Consider the following 17,222-nt stretch of genomic DNA (forward strand, 5'->3'; position numbering starts at 1 on the left):
TCGTGTATTGAAGAAACCGCACAGTCTGCGAGAGACCGATATGAGCGAACTACAAGAATATTTGACGAACCAGTACCCGTCCGACATCAGGGACATCGAGGAAACCGAAAATCTCCTGGCTTCCGTGGCCAAGGTCTATCGCCTCGAGTTTGATTCCAAAGTCGCATGGCCGTACCAGATCCGCGACGGCGCTGCCCCGGAACTGCCGGCAAAGGTGTCCCAGAGCACGACGGCGATGATTCTCGACGCATTGCTACGCTTTGGTGGGTATTTTGGGAAGATCGATACGACCCCTGGCGGAGTCAAGCGGAACGTGTTCGCGATTGACGCTGCCAAAAAGAGCTTCAAGAAGGATCTCAAGCCCGATGAGTCGCTTGCCAGGGTTGTGGTGGACGCGGGGGCGCTGCTGGCGAAGTCGGTTCTCCCAGAGGATCGATCCGCCGTTACAACATATTCGGGTACATACGGGAAAGACGACATCTTCACGCTCGCATGGATTGCCGAGGTCGCGTGTGCTGACTGGGCGTCGCTCTACAAAATCGTGCCGGATAACGCCGGCGTGTCCGGGAAGTGGAATCTGCTCATTGAGGGGCTGCACGACCTCGTCCTGAAGAAGGCAGAGGCATGGAGAAATCAGGCAGACTTCAGGGAACTGGTTGATCCCAGCAACGATGCGACCGGTAATTCCGATCAGGCCGACCCTATTAGCGTTGAGACAGCTGACACCGTCGCGCACGGCCCGACTGAAGGGCATGGTGAGGGCGGAACGGACGACCAGCAGGGCAACGCTACCAGGCGGAAACGCACTCGGGCAGATGTCCAGCCTCATGCGTTTACCGTCCTTCGCCTGGTCCAGGCGTTGAAGCGCGTTTCTCCGAAGTCCTCAAAGGAAAAAGCCGACGCAGGTACATCGAATGAATCGGGCGCGCCGGCTGCTGGCGGTGCTGATGCCGATGCCGATGCCGCTACGAAGGCATCGGCTGACGAGAAGAAGCTCGAAGCGACGGCGCGCTGCCTGCAGGCGTGCTACCGCTACTTCGAAAAGCTTTTGCATGAGCACCTTTCGTTCAGTTCGATCCCGGATAGCCGGTTCGACCCGGCCGAACTGATGTTCTGCCTGGAAGGCATGCTCGTATGCCAGCGTAAGACGGTGGATCGCACGGTGTTCGACCGCGTGTTATCGGTCCTTTCGGATGCGCAGAAGGAGAGCCCTTACTGGCGACCTGTCAAACCGTTTCTTACCACTGAGAAGGGCTATGCGCTGTTTCCGGTAAGCGTCGAAATTGCCAATTCGTTGATGCGCGCATGCGCAATCTTTGACGAAGACTCGTTGCAGGATACGTATGGATCGCGTTGCGTCGGCCTGCTGCGCCGTTACTGGCAATGGCTCAGGGTTCGCGCAGTCCGCATCCAGCCCGACAGCGCCGAGCGGGTAGGCTGGCACTCGGAACATGTGAACGAGCCTGCCGTTATTCACCTGTGGGAAACCAGCCAGGTGATGGAGTTCCTGCTGTCCTTTAGAAACGCGCTGCACAGACATATCGCAAGGACGACGCTTGTCCTGTCGCGTTTCACCCAGTCGCCACCGAAAGATACGCTCTGGACAGACGTCACCAACAGTCATGAAGCCGTCAAACCGGAAACTGGTGTGGGCAAGGAAGGTCTGCTCTCGGCCTATCACCGTATCGAACAGGACTTCATCGAGCCGCGCACCGGGGGGAAGGGCGAACCGAATTTTTCGATGCTGCTGTACGGGCCGCCCGGCACCGGCAAGACCACCATTGCCAGTGGCCTTGCCGCTGCACTGAAGCGACGGTTCATCACGATCACGGTCAGTGATTTTCTGGCTTCCGGCGAGGCTCAGCTGGAAGCACGGGCCAAGGACATTTTCACGGTCCTGATGTCGCAGCCGGACAGTGTGGTGCTGTTCGATGAGATTGACCACTTTCTGCTCGACCGCGACTCGGAGCGATACGGAAAGCAGGACACGGTGTTCCAATTCATGACGCCAGGCATGCTGACAAAGCTGAATGATCTGCGTCGCAAGGAACGGTGCTTGTTCGTGGTCGCAACGAACTATGAAGACCGTATCGATGCGGCGATCAAGCGGACAGGCCGTATCGACCGCAATTATCTGGTGCTTCCTCCGGACGCGGAGAAACGCAAGTACTTCATCCAGCAGTGGATCGGCGAAATCCTCTTGAACGATGCGCGCGAAGAGAGGCTTTTCGGGACTCATGTTGTTACGAATGACGAATGGGCTTTGCTGAAGAAGAAGTCGTTATTCCTCGGGTTTAGCGATATCGAAGGAGCGGTCAAACAGGTCCGGAGAAGCGAGGAGCGGACGGTCGACGAACTTGCGAAAGTACTGGGGAACAGAGCAAGGACAACGTCGCTTGAGGCATATCAGAGCCGGTTTAGCCGCGACGCGAAGCCCCTTCCAGTGCGCGAGACGCCAATCCGGGAATTCCTGTGTCTGCTCGCGCTGTATTGCGAGGCAGAGTTGGGCGAACTTTCACCCGGCAAGCCCGGCGAAAAAGAGGAATTCCACATTGAGAAAGTACGTCAGTCCGTGCAAGCGGTTATCGACAAATGTTGCGAGGTGGTAGCCGCTGATCTGGCAGGCACCGAGGGTGCTGCGGGCGTCGTGGCTACGCACGCTTCAGAACTGAACGAGCGTGCTGCATATGCAGTCGCCGATCTGCTTGCCCAGGGACACGCTCGCCTAGAGAAACAGAAAACATCGAAGGGCTGATCGTCGAAGGATGGAGCGGTCGGATCATCGTGACGGTGAATCACAAATGAATCAGGGTTGAGCCTGCATGGAAAACAGTCGCCAGTCTGTGGCGTTAAATGACGATCAACTTCTTCAGGCGATCGCCTGTGTAGTTGATGGCAAGACTGCCACGTATGTGAGCGGCCCGATCACGACGGGCCAGCATTTCATCAACTGGTATGTTCATGCGGGCTTCCGCCTCGGACATGGAAGTGAGGCCTATCTCGAGGCCTTGCGTCGGGATGTGGTTGCTGTGAACCAGAAGATGATCGCAGAGGTAACGCGACAGACACGGGGCACCGGTCGTCTCGTCATTGAGCCCGCCACGCTCGAGGTGAACGGCTGGGGACAGACTGACTATGTTTCCTTCTGGTTGAAGGTGATTGATACGTTTGCGTCCGAGATGGTGATGGTTCCGCAGTGGCAATACAGCCTCGGGTGTTGTGCGGAATTTCGCCATGCAATCGACGGTGGATTGACAGTCAAAGACCACCGGGGAGAGCACATTGACCGTGCAACAGGCATGAACATGCTCCTCGATGCGGCAAAAGATATTGAAGCCCGTGGCCGCGATTTTGAGTTCCTTATAAAACTCGCCGCCAGGCTCAGCCGGTTCGCTGATCAACATTAATGAAGCAGGTCCGATCAAAATGAATTTTCGCAAGGATGAATCTCTCGACCGCCTGGCCGAGGTTTTCAATGTCGCACAGTTCGTCAGCTACGCGCCGGGGGCAGTGCCGCGCCAGGCGTACGCGCGCGTGCTTGGTTACGAGCCGAACCATCAGTTTGCGACGATATCGGACGCTGTCGGGGAACTTCTGGCAAGAAGCGCTGAGCGAACGGTCAATGTGCGCAGCTTTCTACCCGATGACCCAAGAAGTCACGAGTTTATCTATGGTCTCTCGGACAGGAACGCTGTAGTCGACGCTGTCAGGCGGATCGCGGCGGCCGGCTTTCACGTCATCGTGAATGAAACCATCGACGTGAGCGATGGAGGCGTTTCCGGGGTGCTCGAAGGGGGCATCATGGAGTTTGCGCCTGATGACACGCCGCGCTGCGTAGAAAAGCCTGGCGTCGCCTCCTTGCCGCGTCGCCAGGCCATTGACCTGCTTCAACTGGTATACGGATTTCCGGTCGACATTGGATTCGATGACGATTTTCGGCTCGAGTTCAGCATTCACCCGCGACCTTGCGGCTGGAAGCATACGCATGTAATCGGATGGGAACTTGAACGGGTCGGGTTCAAGTCCCTGCAGGCAAAGAACGCCTGGCCCAATGCGTTCAGCCGGCATGTTGGCGACAAGGCATTCGGGCTGATGATGGCAATGCAGGCAGGTGTCGACGTACCATACACAACCGTCATCGGACGTCGGGTCGCGCCTTTCTCCTTTGGCTGCGACACTGGTAGCTCTGAATGGTGGATCCGCACGTGCCCGAAGGAACAGGTGCCGGGCAAATACACAACCCATCACGGGTGGCTTGATCCTTTCAGGCTTCTGGCTGAAGAGGACCCGGAAGGATCCGCCATTGCATCCGTTTTGTCCCAACGGGGTGTACGCGCGCAATTCTCAGGCGCCCTGATCGTCGATGCCAGTGGCAAGCCGGTCATTGAAGGAAAGCGAGGCGAAGGTGAAGACCTTATGCTTGGAATAAGACTTCCCGAGCAGTTGCCGCAGGAGATCACCGCAGACGTTTTGTCCATCTTCAGCTTTCTTCGGGAGCGACTGGGTCCGGTACGCTTCGAGTGGGTACACGATGGAAGGAAGGTCTGGATCGTCCAGTTGCACCGGGGTGCGACACAGAGCGCAGAAGGCGTTCTGGTACCAGGCGAAGCAAAGGTCTGGAACCGCTTTTATGTTTCGACGGGACTCAATGCGCTGCGAAGTGCGCTCGAGACACTCCCCGAAAGCGAGGGAATCGTGCTGGTTGGAGAGATTGGCCTGACGAGTCACATCGCTGACGTTGTTCGAAAGGCCGGCAAACCAGCCAGGAACATCGTGCACGACGAGCCCGTCAGCACCTGACGCTCATCGTCTCTCCCGGACTGCGGATCAGCGGGTTGAGCTGGCCGTCGACCAGCCTCACCGCTGGACGGTGTCTGCGTAGTTGCAGGGGCTGCCGCCGGGAACCTCCGCGCGACTACGCTTTCCAGAATCTGTGGTAAGCGGGCCCCTCTGACTTTGGCGGGTGTTCCGGTTCAGTTATCTTGACGGGCGTGGGCATGGGAAAATCAACACCCACCAGAATGGCCTCGCCCTGCCCAAGCGTCGGCAGGAATGCCGCCGCCGAACCGTCCAGATTCCCGCACGCTTTTTCGACAACGTCGCGATCGCGTTCATTGATGAGCCGATGGACGATGAACATACCCATCTGGCTTAGCACATCCTCCGGCACGTCGCGCGGGCGTTGTGTCGCCAGGATTGTCGTCAGACCGTACTTTCGACCCTCCTTGGCAATCAGCCCAAAAGCATCAAGATGTATGCGGTTGTTTTCGTCGCCCATATTCCGGTTCAGGAATTGGTGCGCCTCATCCAGCACAACGACCACGGGCATCTTTTCAAAGGCACGTTGACGGGCCATACCGAGCAGATACCGTCCGATGGCGTTGGCCAGCAGCTCACGGGCGTTGTGATCAAACGGCAAGAATTCCATCGAAATCCGGAGAACCCGGTTGCCGGATTCGAGAAACGCGTCGATCTCCCCAGTCAGCGATGACTCGAATGCTTCCGGATGGAAAAGGCAGCGCAGCGATTTCGAGCGGGTGATCGAATAGATCTTTGCGACGAGTGTCTCGCAATAGCCTTTGGTCCGCTCGTCGTACCCGCCCCACACGGAGTAGTCGGGCTTTGCCAGGGAGCCGCCATTTTCGTAGACGCACTCCTCGAAGATCTGCTTTCCAAGCTGCGAAATCAGGTATCGGGCGCCCTCGGCCTCGACAGCTCCTTCATGGCGGGCCCACGCCACGTTGAACTCCCGACGGACGGTGCCTGCCTTCTTGATGGTAAGGGGCTCGTTTTCGCCATTCAGAACGTAGTTGAGCTTGAGGCTGCGCAAGGCTTCGCGCAGCTTGGGTACCTGCGCCCCGGGACTCGGCTGGAAGATAGCGAAAAGATCGGGCTCGGTGAGCTGCCAGTATGGAAAGGCGACGAACTGACGAGGGTCGTCTTTGCTTTCTCGCTCGCCTCCCAGATGGATCGCCTGGACGCCTTTCGTGAACGTGTGAAATTCTCCCGTCGGATCGATCAGGATGATCTTGCCGCCGATGCGGGCGGCTTCCTGGACGATCCGTGCCACGGTCCAGCTTTTGCCTCCGCCTGTAGCACCAAGCACTGCACAGTGCCTGCCAAACATATGTGCGGGACTGACATTGACCCGGGTACCCGATTCCTGCGAGATTGTCGCCAGTTCAATGAGCCCGGCAACGCCGGCGTTGTTGCCTTCGACGATGTGTTTGACCAGAAGTGGATGTGCCGAATAGACCTGCTGGCCGATGCGGGGATGAACCGGAATGCCAGAAATCACCTTACCGGTTGCCAGCTCAAGTGTCGTCAGCAACTGCACGAATCCGATCGGATGCGCGTCGGGGCGTTCACCTAGCACGGGCTCCGCCTTGAGCCGTTCATTGTCCGGCAGCCGCACCTCGGTAATCCGGCCGAGCACGGCAAGTCCTTCCCCCTCGATGAAGACAAACTCACCCACCTGGCCGCCGAGAACTGCGTAGCCTGAATACTGGCGCGCCGAGACGCTTGCTGCAAAAGGCAGATTGATCTTCGCAGCGTCGGGACTCACGTACGACACGGAGCCGACGTATCTGCTCGGATCGAATGGGCTGGTGGACAGGCGCCGGTTCATGCCTTTTCGCCTCGAAGACGCCGGACGCGTTCGAGGTGCTGCTCGAGGTCCGTTTCGGCAGCAATGTCGGGCAGGTGGGGCACAATTTCCTCGAACGTCGCGCTGATCAGCGCAAGGCGGGCATCGCCATGCTCGATGAGGTAACGGATCTTCTTCAGGTGCACATTCGTTGCGTCAATTCCCGCTTTTTTGGGATCGTCCGTGCGCGGTGCGAGTCCCGGGTCACATACGGCTACCTTGAGACCGAGGTTCGAGTTGATTGCCGACAGGATCGGCTCCGCAATGTGATTGTCGTTAAAGCCGAAGCCGAGGATCAGCAGTCCGGTGTCGGGTTGGCGAAGTGCCGCCTGAAGCGACGACATCATCTCGAAATAGGGTTGCTCGAACGCGAGTTCATATTTTGTGTTGCGGGGATAAACCAGCAGCGGACTGTCGCAGTCAGGCCTTTTCTCGATCTCGTTCGTTGCCGGGTTTCTCATCCAGTCGATCGAGCCATGGAGCTTGTAGAGCAAAAAGACGTTCGAGATGAAATCATGGCTATCGGGGTTGCTGTCGCGCCTGACGATGTCGTATGTGAAGTAAAGGCTGTCGAAGACCTGTGGGCTGGCGTGCGAAAAACCGTCGATCACGACATAGCGGCCCTTGCGCGCGGCGTACTCAAAACACAGATCGTAGTTCGTGGTGAAGAGCTTGCTGCGCATCTTGCGCGGTGAGCGGCGCGACAGTCGGCGCAGAAAATCTGCGTGCACGGCGACGTTATCGTCGGGCTCGAGGAAGCGCACGGCGTCCCGAACCGTCGATTCGGCCGTGTGAATGAACCGGCGGACGGTCTCGCGTCCATCCTGATCAGCCAGGAACTCTGCGGCGATCTTGCAGTGAGAAAGCAGCGCCTCGATATTTCCTTTCCGCTGCTCATCTTCTGGCAGACGTGAAAGCGCAAGAACCCGCTCGAAATCGTCACCGGTCACGTCACGCACTTTCGACCACAGGTCCCACATGGTTGGCGCCAGTCTTTTGCCTTCGACCGGTTTGCGACCTTCTGCGCGTTTATCCGCATCAACATTCACGTGCAGCGATGTCCCGAGGCCTGTGAGAACAACCAGGTTATTGCACCGGAAACAGTCGGACAGACTGCGCTGGATTTCGTCGAGCGCCGGATCTGACACGGGTTCGCCATTCTCGCCGGGTGGCCGTGTCTTTTCCCACTGTCCGGCACTTCGATAAGTGAATACCTGCATTTGCTGGGTTCCGCACTGATAGTGCCGGGCAGTATACGATTTTCAGGTGGGTGCGAGGATACCTGCAGGCGTGAGTCGAGTCGAAAACGGGCGCGTGGTTATGCAATCCGGATGGACGCTTGGTGGGGGAGTTCCCCAAAATGCCACGAAGGTGGCCAGCGAAACAGGGCCAAGGCGTTGCGACACCCCGTATGCGGATCGCCATTACGGACAGATGTGAGCGAGAACGAGTATCGTCCTGAGCAACGTTACCTACTGCAACTTCAGGTGCCAGGCGACGCGCCTTGGCCTTGGTGTCCGCCCTTTTTGCGTCTAAAGCCGGCAGCCGGCTGCACAGGTCTCTGACGAGGTTACTGACCCAGGCGCGGTCATCGTTGCTGAGTCGCGCCAGCCGTGCGGTGGTGTCGAGGCTGACGTTGACCGCCCGCTGCGAACCGCGCAGCAGCAGGGTCGACACCGGAATCTGGTACAGATCCGCCAGTGCGATGAGGTGGGCACGGTAGGGCATCTTCAGATCCCAACCCGGACTGTCACCAGCACGGCCAGATAACCGGATGTGCCGAAAGTGCCCCTTCGGCGGATGATAGACTTTGCACCCGGCACAGCACGGACCGCCAGACGGTCCGGAATCTGTGACGTCTATACAGAGAAACAGCAATGGCGAGCAACACAGAGCTTTTTACTGCCGGACATGGCGGGTTGGTGCCGCAGGGCGACGCTGCACGTCAGGCGGTCGATGCTCTGCGCGGCTATGCGTATCAGGTGACGGCCGCGGCGCTTGCCTGGCTGGACATCGACGCACAGGGCCGGCTGTTTCTGGAAGTTGCGGAAGATTACACAGTGGTCGCACATGGCGCCCTTGAAGCAGTCCAGGTCAGAGACACTGAAATCTCTGGATCGATCACTCTCAACACGGCTGGCGTGCGGGATGCGATTGCCAGTTTTGTGTCGTTGAGGGAGCGTAACCCGACGGCGGATGTCCGGTTACGCTACCTGACGACTTCAGAGATCGGGACCGAACGGTCAATCGGCGACCGGCCTGGCGGGATGGCCGGTCTCGCGTATTGGCGCAAGGCTGCAACAGGCGCTGATGTCGCACCGCTGCGGTCGATCCTTGAGAGCGACGGCTTTGCGCTGCCTGTGCAAGAGTTCGTGAAGGCCAGGAATGACGAAGCCGTTCGCAGCGATCTGCTGCGCAGGATTCATTGGGATTGCGGCAAGCCGGACCTCGCCGCACTGCGCTTGGAATTCGAGGAGCGGCTTGTTCTGATTGGCCGCGAAGTATTCAGACTCCCCGCGCCCGAAGCGAAACGCCTTGCCGACGTACTTATCTATCGTGTGCTGCAAAGGAGCATTGCGACTAGGGCCGAAGATCGCGTTCTGACGCGCTCCGGTCTTTATTCAGCGGTGGATGAAGCTACGCGGATCGTCGTGCCGCGCGCGACGGCCGACCTGATGACGCTGTTCGCTTCTGGACTTGCCAATTCGCTATTGGGACATCAGGACGCAGGCGTCCACGTCGCCGCCTCTGAACCACGCTGGATTATCGACGGCAGTGCGCTACCCTCTGGACGGCGCATGGTCCCGCGCACAGTAATCGAGTCTGGCGTGACTGACCTGATCCGTCTGCGTGGCGCCAGTTTCATTGTCGGCGCCAGCGGCCTTGGAAAGTCCTCGATTGCCCAGGTCGTGGCGAGAAGTCTGGCAGACAGCTTCGTGATCGCGGAGTTCCGGGGTGTTGACGCGCACGAGACGCGAAGTCGACTGGATACACTGGTCTCGCGCATTGGGGCCCTTCAGGCGCGCACGATTATCCTGGACGATCTGAACGGATTTAACGACTCACTCGTGGCTTCGTCGCTCGCGATTCTTTTTGAGGCGTTACGAAGGCGCGATTTCGCCGTGATCGTCACGTGCTATTTTGCGCCGACCGTAACGTCCCTGTTCCATGCCGGGCTCGATCCGGATTGCCAGATCGACTGCCCGTACTTTACGGCAGAAGAAACAGCGGATCTGGTCACGCTTTACGGTGGTGACCCCAAACTATGGGGGCGTCTGGCTCATGTCGCCGGTGCTTCTGGGCACCCACAACTGGTCCACGCCTTCGTATCAGGGATGGGCGCGCGCGGCTGGCCGGCCAGTGCGATCGGGGAGTCTCTTGCCCGTGGTCTTTCGTCGGACGACGTCGAAGCAGTGCGGGAAGCCGCGAGGCGGGCACTGGTATCGGCACTCCCGGAAAACGCGCGTACGCTCCTTTATCGGCTCAGCCTGGCAACAGGCCGCTTCGACCGCGCCATGGCGCTGGCTATCGCACATGTGCCGACGCCCGTCACGCAGGCGGGAGAGGGTCTGGATGCGCTGATCGGGCCCTGGCTGGAGATCACTGGTCGCCGGCAATATCGCGTTTCTCCGCTGGCGGCCGGCTCCGGACGGGATGCGCTCTCGCCCGTGGAGCAGACCCGCATCCACAGCCAGATTGCGACGCAACTGACGGCCGGCGGCACCATCAATGCCGGCGATGCGGACTCGATCCTGATACACGCGATGGGCGGGAAGAACGCGGGTGTCCTGCTCATCCTCTCACACAGCATCCTGACTGCCGATGAACGCACACTGACGTTTCTCGCGGATAACCTGCTGGCACTGAGGCTACTACGTACTGACGGGCCGATTTTTCCAGAACATGCCCGTGTGTCGGCTATGTTGCGGCTTGCGCAGTTCAAGATCCTTGCCGCTGCCCGGGACTTCGAAAGGGCCGGGGCGTGCGCATCCGCTCTTTTTTCCGAGGCCGGACGGCAGCCAGATGACGAATCGGGGCGTGCTTTCAGGGTGGTAGCGTACGCTGTCGTGCTCGGGACGATGTCCGTTGCGCAGTACGTTGACAACTGGCTTGCTCTCCTTCAGGCGTTTGAGAAGGCAACAAATGGCGACGAACTCCTGAGCCGTCTGCGCCACAACTTCGAACAGGGTAACGACCGGTCTGCAGACGTGTTCGCGGTCCTATTTACCATTGGTACTGCAGGTCTGTCGAGCGTGGCCCGGCTGGAGCGCCTCATTAGGCAACTCGACGACATCGACCCCGGGCGCCGTTCGCACTATCTACTGGGTATCAGGGACGTTGTTCCCGACTGGTCGGTGTTTGTCGGCGGACCATGGACGCTGGAGCGGCAACGCGGTGTGCTGGACGCAGTCGACGCGGCCGGGCGGTACCTGCGGATGGCGTCTACGACCGCTTCGTGGGGCCTCAGATCCCTGACCGCGCAATGCTGGATAGCCCGGGCCGTCATGTTTGATGAGTACCTCAACGATAGTGGCGGCGCGCTGGATGTGCTGGATGAAGCGGTCCGGGCACTGGGCGAGGACGTGCTGCTGTCCCGCGCCCGGGCTAGGGTGTACTGGCGCCGGCAGGACCACTCGCGCTCCCTGGAGATCCTTCGGGAGATCGCGGACGAAGTGGCGCGTGACAATCCTGTTGAGCGCGCTAACGCATTGCGGGAGGCCGCGATCAGCGCAGCGCATTGCGGCGAGTGGGCGCTGGCCGAGATCTGGTTCTTGGAGAGCAGGCAGGCTGCGGCGCAGGTCGAACTTCCCGACATGGCGGTCATGGCGATAGGGCTGGGCGCGGACGCGGCAGTGGCGGCCCTGCACCGTGGTGCGCTCGAGCAGGCGCTCACAGGCCTGCGTGATGCGCTGACTGCGCTGGCAACCCTCGATCCAGCCGCATCGCTTCGCGCCCTGTATTGCCACCATGTTGTCCGTCACGCTGTCCTGTGGGCACAGTCCTGTGTAGAGCGAAGCGGGATCGAGATCGACGGCGAGCCGATCCGGGTGGTGCCCGGGTGTTGTAGCAATCCCGAACCGCCGCAGGCGATTGCGGGTCGCCCACTTACCCCGATCGACGTTGCCTGGTATATGCTTGCCGAGACCGAAATGTCGAGCGGCATCAGCGCCGGCATCACCGATCGCCTGAATGTACTGCTCGTCGACGGTCCGATCCCCCCGCTGGAAATCAGCCTGCGTACAAAGCGGTTGACGCATGACATGGCATGTATGAATGTGAGTACCACTTTCGCACGGCATCTGTGGGATTACATTGAGGCGAGGGTGTACGCGACGCAAAAGAAGGCCGAAATCATGGCGACCTTCGATATGCGCAAGCCAGCACGCGGCACGGTGCCGGCGTTGCCACGAAGTGATGTTTCCCTCCCGGTCGTTGCTGGGCTCTCAAACGATGTAGTCCTCGCCTATTGCATTCGCGCTGCCTGCTCGCACGAATCGGAGGTGCTCGCAGACCTGAAGGCGACACTGGATGCAGAGTTCGGTGGCGGGCTCGCGCAGGCTGTGCTTTCACGCGTCAGCGCAACGCCTGACCGGCCCCGTGCATCATCTTCTGACGAAGCGCTGATCAATGAAGCCGGCTGGTTCGTGACGGGCGCAAGACCGGCGCCGGAAGCATACTGCATCGCGGGCATACGTTTTTTTCTGTACACGGCACGGTCTTACTTTCGCAACTTCCTCATCCGCACGATTGCGTCCTGGCAGCGTGAGGCGTGGACGCGGATCATCGTGTCGGAACGATTCCGCCTTTCTTGCCCCGAAAGGACCGTGCCGGGCATTGCGATGTCATTGGCGATGGCCGACGATGACGAAGGCTTCCTGGCTGCACTGCTTCCCGCCGTTGCCGATGCGACGTCGATCAATCTGCCGCAGAATCTGCTCGAACATTTTCGCCTGCTTGCTGTGAAACCTGCGGCGTGACGCATCGTTGCGGGAGCATACAATACGTCCGCGCGCATGCGCGAAGGGCGGTTTTCCGGATGAAGCCGGCCGGGGGGCGAATTCGCGTGGGAAAAGCGCAAGCCCGCCGCAACGCGGCGACCGGGAAGGAATGGACGCCGACCAAGGCACCGGACGTTGATAATTGTGACACCGGCCAAACGCGAGTCTCGTGTGACTCAAGACACGGCCTCATGATCGTGCATCGAGGATGACCATGCCCGTTTACTTCATCGCTGAAAACGAGAACGAAGATCACGAATCCCTGCGCGTAAAAATTGGTCGTAGCCGGGATATTCGGGCGCGCCTTCGCGCCCTTCAGACGGGCAGCCCCTATGAACTGAAACTGATGGGCTGGATCGACAGCGACAATGATTATCTGCTGGAGTCACGCCTTCATGAACACTACGCCTCACATCATGCTCGCCTCGAATGGTTTACGCTTCATCCCGGGCAGGTTCTCGACACGTTGAAGTCACATGGCGTGTGCGCGTACATTGCGACAGAAGGCAACGCCTTCGAGATCCTGTCTCGCGACAGGGACGGCGTCCCGGAATATGCCGGCGCATGGAAGTGGTCAGACGTTGAAGACGCCGACTTCTGCCCGAAGTGCGGTTGTGGCTGCGGGCTGCAATACAACGACAATTATGCCAGCGAGCGCTGCCTGAAGTGCGGAATCATCTACGAATACGAGGAAGGTGGCGACCCGGATGGCGACTATTGACACAGGCCCCCGCATAAGGGGATACCCGTCCACGCCCATGCACGGTTCGCGGCACCTGACTATCCATGGACTCAGGCATTGCATTAAATCAGGTGTTCTTCGCGCCGTATGCTTTTCGGAATCAGCACCGGTGAATATTTATTGCGAGGCAGCGACTCGTGTGGCGTGCGGAAGCCGTGCGTTTCACGATGGCGTCCTAATAGTTTGAGGCTCTGGAGGGCCCGCTCCGATCGGGAAGTGCAGCCTCTCGTGCGCAGGGTGGCGACACGCGTCCATGACGCGGCCAAAAGTGCAGAGATGTTTGTGCTATCGGACCGATCGTCAGCCCAAAGAAAGGCTGCACTTACCACGCGAAGGCTGAGTTTTGTGACTTTACAAAAGTTCAAGCCTTTTTGAGCGTCGACAGATAGTGATCTACACACAAAAAAGCGCGCACTTTTTCAGCACCGCGTTGAGAGCACAAAAAGGAGCGTACTTTTCATTGCGTGTCCGATGTGGGTACTTCCATGACTCGATTATGGTGGCGCGCACCCCGATCCGGCCGAAAAGAAGGGTATGAGATGAAGGGCCGGCAAGAGGGCGCGACCAAAACCGTGCTCTACTGGAATCCGCTCCGTCGCGACGTGCGGGACGGCAAGACGCATGATCACGAGCCTGGTGAGCATCAGCAACGAAAAGACGAGCCCGGCGACCGCCGCTGTCGGTGGTAGCGCGCGTGGCTGAGTGGCTGCAGCAAGCCGCTTCATTTCGTTGACTCAAACGGTAGCGCCTGATTGCTTGCGAGAACTGACATAAGTCAAACGCCAAAACCAGGCAGCCCGTGGAAGCTGACGCAAGATCGATGCTATCGCGTCTTGCTCCAGGCGCACGCAAGGTTCATGGCTGCTGTCGAGCGCGCGATTACGGGACCAAAGTCCAATACCCGGCCCGCAACGGATTGCATATGCTGGTCACAGAGGGCGCCGTCCATACGGTGGTTGCGTCAGTCATGTGATGTGCCGGGCTTTGATCGGATGAAAGAGCCGGCTGCGTAAGACCCCGATCCTATCCACAACTGGAGCGAACAATGAACGTAATCAGGACACTTGCGCTGGTCGGTGGCACGTTGATCGTTGCCACGTCCATCAATGCATGGCCGCAAACGAGCGAACCAGCCACCCCGTCAACCCAAAGTTCCCACACCAGCAAGCAGGCCAATCGCGCGCTCAGCAAGAACGTGCTTCACACGCTTTCGAAAGGCGGTGTCAAGACGTCGGGAATCAACGTGGTCGCAAAGGGCGGCGCCGTGGTGCTTGAGGGATCGGTTCCGGACCCCGCGCAAATCGACAAGGCGGGAGAGCTGGCGAAGGGAGTGCAGGGCGTGACGTCCGTAAAAAATTCCCTGACGGTCAAGGAGGCAGGGCAATAGGTCCTTTGCGGCATGCCGGCTACGCGCATACCGGGCCTGCCGGGCCTGAACCTGAATCGGAATCGCTGTCGCCGATGCGCAAGGCGGTTGCGATTCTGGGCCACTAACGCCGTCGTGGTTCGACGCGTGATGGGCAGGTTGCGCGACAGCGGGCTGGTGACATCTACCGGAGGGCGAGAAGGCGGATGGAGTGTCGCATGCGCCGCGGAAATGATCACCGCGCGCGATGTATTCGAGGCACTTGAGAGCGAGAACGTCTTTGCGATCGGAGCGTCGGCCGACCATCCGCATTGTCCCGTCGAGAAGGCCGTCAACGCGAAGCTTTCGATCGCGCTGGATAACGCACAACAGAAGCTTTTAGAGAATCCGGGTGGCACGACACTCGAGGAACTCGCGCGTACTGTATCAAAGTCAGATCCATGAAACTTGTCGGCGCAGTCAGGGTGTTCAGCACGGCGTCGTGAATCGCACACAATCTGTCAGCCGGTCGTCGCTACCTTGCGCAAGTCGTGAGGCAGTAGCGGCTATGGCGAACCGGTTCAAAATGCTACGAGAACGGTGTCGGGCAGCTCGCATTCTCCAGTCTGCTGATCAAAAAAACATGCAGGCCACGGCAACGATCCACCACTCATCGAGCAGCGGCTTCGCCTGGTTGTATAACGCTTGCGGCGCCCACAATCGCGCCGTCGTCGGCCTCGAGGAGGATGACATGATGTTCGCCGGCGACGGCATCGGCATGCAACGTTAGCGCCGCGCCGGACCACTCACCTATGTCCACGATGCTGCGTACGACGTTCGATTCAGTGAGCATGCGGCCTGCGTTCTCGCCGCGGCCGACCGCCGTGACGTGACGAGCGTCGTAGCCGATCAGCAGCACGTGCGCGCGTCCGACGCCAGGGCCAATGGATACCGAAACGCCGCCGTTCGCACGTGTAGCGCGCACAGTCGCGGCAGTCACGCCATCAGACCTGGCGTGCTCGATAGCCGTGCCGGCTGCACTGCGATCGGATCCGACCAGCTCGGCTTTGCCATCGACAACCATCTCGGGCGTGTATTCGAAGCCACGAAATTGCTGGGCGTACCGGGCTTGACGCGCATCGGCGCCGGCGAATGAAAACGGATCTTTCCAGCCGAGCTGATTCCAGTATGTGACATGAAACGCCAGAGGCAGAACGTCGGTGCGCGTGTCGCTCAACTCGGAAAGCAGGCGATCCGCCGGTGGGCAAGAGGAACAGCCCTCGGAGGTGAATAGTTCAACGACGACCGGACGCTGTGCGTCGGCGAACGCATGCGGGGGGAGCAGCGCGGCAGCGCCTGCAATAAGGGTAATGAGAAGGCGGGGCAACATAGTCTGACTCCAGAAAGCGACGCTTATGGCAGTCCGCTCGCCATCGCGAGCAGGTTACGGTTCGAGCGGGCCGGACGATGCGATCAATTCCGTCGATCGCTATCGCTGATGTCCTCGTCAAAGAAGCCCAGATATGCCGGGGCCTCTGCCGGGCGAAATCGATCTTCGGCCTGTCGAGCGTTTGCGCCGATCGATCGCAGCGTCGCGAGCGACGTCGAGCGATTCGTGATGATGTGCCAGGGGAGCGATGAGCGCGGCTGGAGATGGTCGAACTGCGCACCTGACTCTCGCGCCGCTCGCAGCGCCGCTTCGAGGCGATGGCGCGACGGCGCGTAGACCGCGAAACCTTCGTTTGCGAGGGCGGCGCTATCGTACCCGAGCAGCGCACACAGATGCGCCTTGGCCACACGGTCGCGCTCGTCGGCTTCATGCGACTGCGCGATCAGCGCTGCCGTGTCAGCATTTGCAATCTGCCCCGCGTGCACGAGCACGGGACCCGCGTCGGACCAGGCGTCGGCAGGACAGGCCTTCGCGGCCGGGTCGAGTTTCAGGAACGGATTGACCTCGGCTGGATAGATGCGGCACACACGCGGGCGCCGATCGTAGGCGCCGCAGGACATATCTGGGCGGAGGTTTGGGCACGGTCCATCGAACGCGGCCACCAGTGTCACCGTTACACGTACTGGCAACCTTCCACTATGCGCGGCAAATGAGCGGCGCTTTCGGTGTTGGGCGAGCAGGTCGGTTTGTTGCGGCTCCTGAGGCCAGACGATCGCGTCGCAAAACAGTTGCACCTCACCACCGCGCGCAATCCAGTCGAGCGCCTCGTCGATGGCGAGTGGCAGCCGAAGATCATGGCAGCAACGGCCGCACATGGTGCATGAAAAGTGAATTGGCATGGGCAGTGTCGACGAACATCAATTGGCGGGTCCAAGTGAGTTCGTTCAATAGGCAGTGCCGGTTACACGAGGGAGCCTCGTGTTGAAAATATTTTTATTACGAGGGTGCGGTATGAGCTGTTTTTTTGCGGAAAGCAGTTGCAGACTCAGCGCGCGCTGACATTGACGAAGCCAGGAGCCACTGGGCTAACTGCAAGTCCG

At 59.6% G+C, this 17,222-nt stretch carries 11 protein-coding genes; 7 read left to right on the forward strand and 4 right to left on the reverse strand.

What is annotated here, in order from left to right; translation table 11 throughout:
- Window positions 1-40 precede the first annotated feature (40 nt).
- From BPHY_RS24925 to BPHY_RS24935, 3 genes are all read left to right on the forward strand, one after another.
- Entirely contained in the window at window positions 41-2,755 is a 2,715-nt protein-coding gene (locus BPHY_RS24925; protein ID WP_012404231.1) for an ATP-binding protein, read from the forward strand.
- A 67-nt stretch (window positions 2,756-2,822) separates the two neighbouring features.
- Complete coding sequence (locus tag BPHY_RS24930; protein WP_012404232.1) at window positions 2,823-3,407, forward strand: DUF4406 domain-containing protein; 585 nt, start codon at window positions 2,823-2,825, stop codon at window positions 3,405-3,407.
- Window positions 3,408-3,426: 19 nt separating this feature from the next.
- Complete coding sequence (locus BPHY_RS24935; RefSeq protein WP_012404233.1) at window positions 3,427-4,800, forward strand: PIN domain-containing protein; 1,374 nt, start codon at window positions 3,427-3,429, stop codon at window positions 4,798-4,800.
- A 115-nt stretch (window positions 4,801-4,915) separates the two neighbouring features.
- Here BPHY_RS24935 and BPHY_RS24940 read toward each other — a convergent pair whose 3' ends face one another.
- The gene (locus BPHY_RS24940) at window positions 4,916-6,628 is read right to left on the reverse strand and encodes an ATP-binding protein (protein WP_012404234.1); all 1,713 of its coding nucleotides are present in this window, start codon (window positions 6,626-6,628) and stop codon (window positions 4,916-4,918) included.
- On the reverse strand, window positions 6,625-7,866 hold the full coding sequence (locus BPHY_RS24945) for an SIR2 family protein (RefSeq protein ID WP_012404235.1): 1,242 nt from the start codon (window positions 7,864-7,866) through the stop codon (window positions 6,625-6,627). Before BPHY_RS24945 ends, BPHY_RS24940 begins: the two co-directional genes overlap by 4 nt.
- Window positions 7,867-8,523: 657 nt before the next feature.
- Between BPHY_RS24945 and BPHY_RS24950 the strand changes: the two genes are divergently transcribed.
- The 4 genes from BPHY_RS24950 (at window position 8,524) to BPHY_RS39150 (ending at window position 15,197) form a co-directional block, all read left to right on the forward strand.
- Window positions 8,524-12,624 (forward strand): ATP-binding protein, encoded by a 4,101-nt coding sequence (locus BPHY_RS24950; RefSeq protein ID WP_012404236.1) that lies wholly within the window; start codon window positions 8,524-8,526, stop codon window positions 12,622-12,624.
- Between the two features lie 235 nt (window positions 12,625-12,859).
- Window positions 12,860-13,366 (forward strand): GIY-YIG nuclease family protein, encoded by a 507-nt coding sequence (locus BPHY_RS24955; protein WP_012404237.1) that lies wholly within the window; start codon window positions 12,860-12,862, stop codon window positions 13,364-13,366.
- Window positions 13,367-14,432: 1,066 nt separating this feature from the next.
- Window positions 14,433-14,774, forward strand: coding sequence for a BON domain-containing protein (locus BPHY_RS24960; RefSeq protein WP_012404238.1), 342 nt, complete (start codon window positions 14,433-14,435; stop codon window positions 14,772-14,774).
- A 12-nt stretch (window positions 14,775-14,786) separates the two neighbouring features.
- The gene (locus BPHY_RS39150; RefSeq protein WP_012404239.1) at window positions 14,787-15,197 is read left to right on the forward strand and encodes an Rrf2 family transcriptional regulator; all 411 of its coding nucleotides are present in this window, start codon (window positions 14,787-14,789) and stop codon (window positions 15,195-15,197) included.
- A 205-nt stretch (window positions 15,198-15,402) separates the two neighbouring features.
- Here BPHY_RS39150 and BPHY_RS24970 read toward each other — a convergent pair whose 3' ends face one another.
- Both BPHY_RS24970 and BPHY_RS43890 read right to left on the reverse strand, forming a co-directional pair.
- Window positions 15,403-16,122 (reverse strand): DUF1223 domain-containing protein, encoded by a 720-nt coding sequence (locus BPHY_RS24970; RefSeq protein ID WP_012404240.1) that lies wholly within the window; start codon window positions 16,120-16,122, stop codon window positions 15,403-15,405.
- An 83-nt stretch (window positions 16,123-16,205) separates the two neighbouring features.
- A complete protein-coding gene (locus BPHY_RS43890; RefSeq protein ID WP_012404241.1) occupies window positions 16,206-17,021 on the reverse strand; it encodes a YkgJ family cysteine cluster protein in 816 nt (271 codons plus the stop codon).
- Window positions 17,022-17,222 lie beyond the last annotated feature (201 nt).

The organism is Paraburkholderia phymatum STM815 (genome assembly GCF_000020045.1).
Classification (GTDB): domain Bacteria; phylum Pseudomonadota; class Gammaproteobacteria; order Burkholderiales; family Burkholderiaceae; genus Paraburkholderia; species Paraburkholderia phymatum.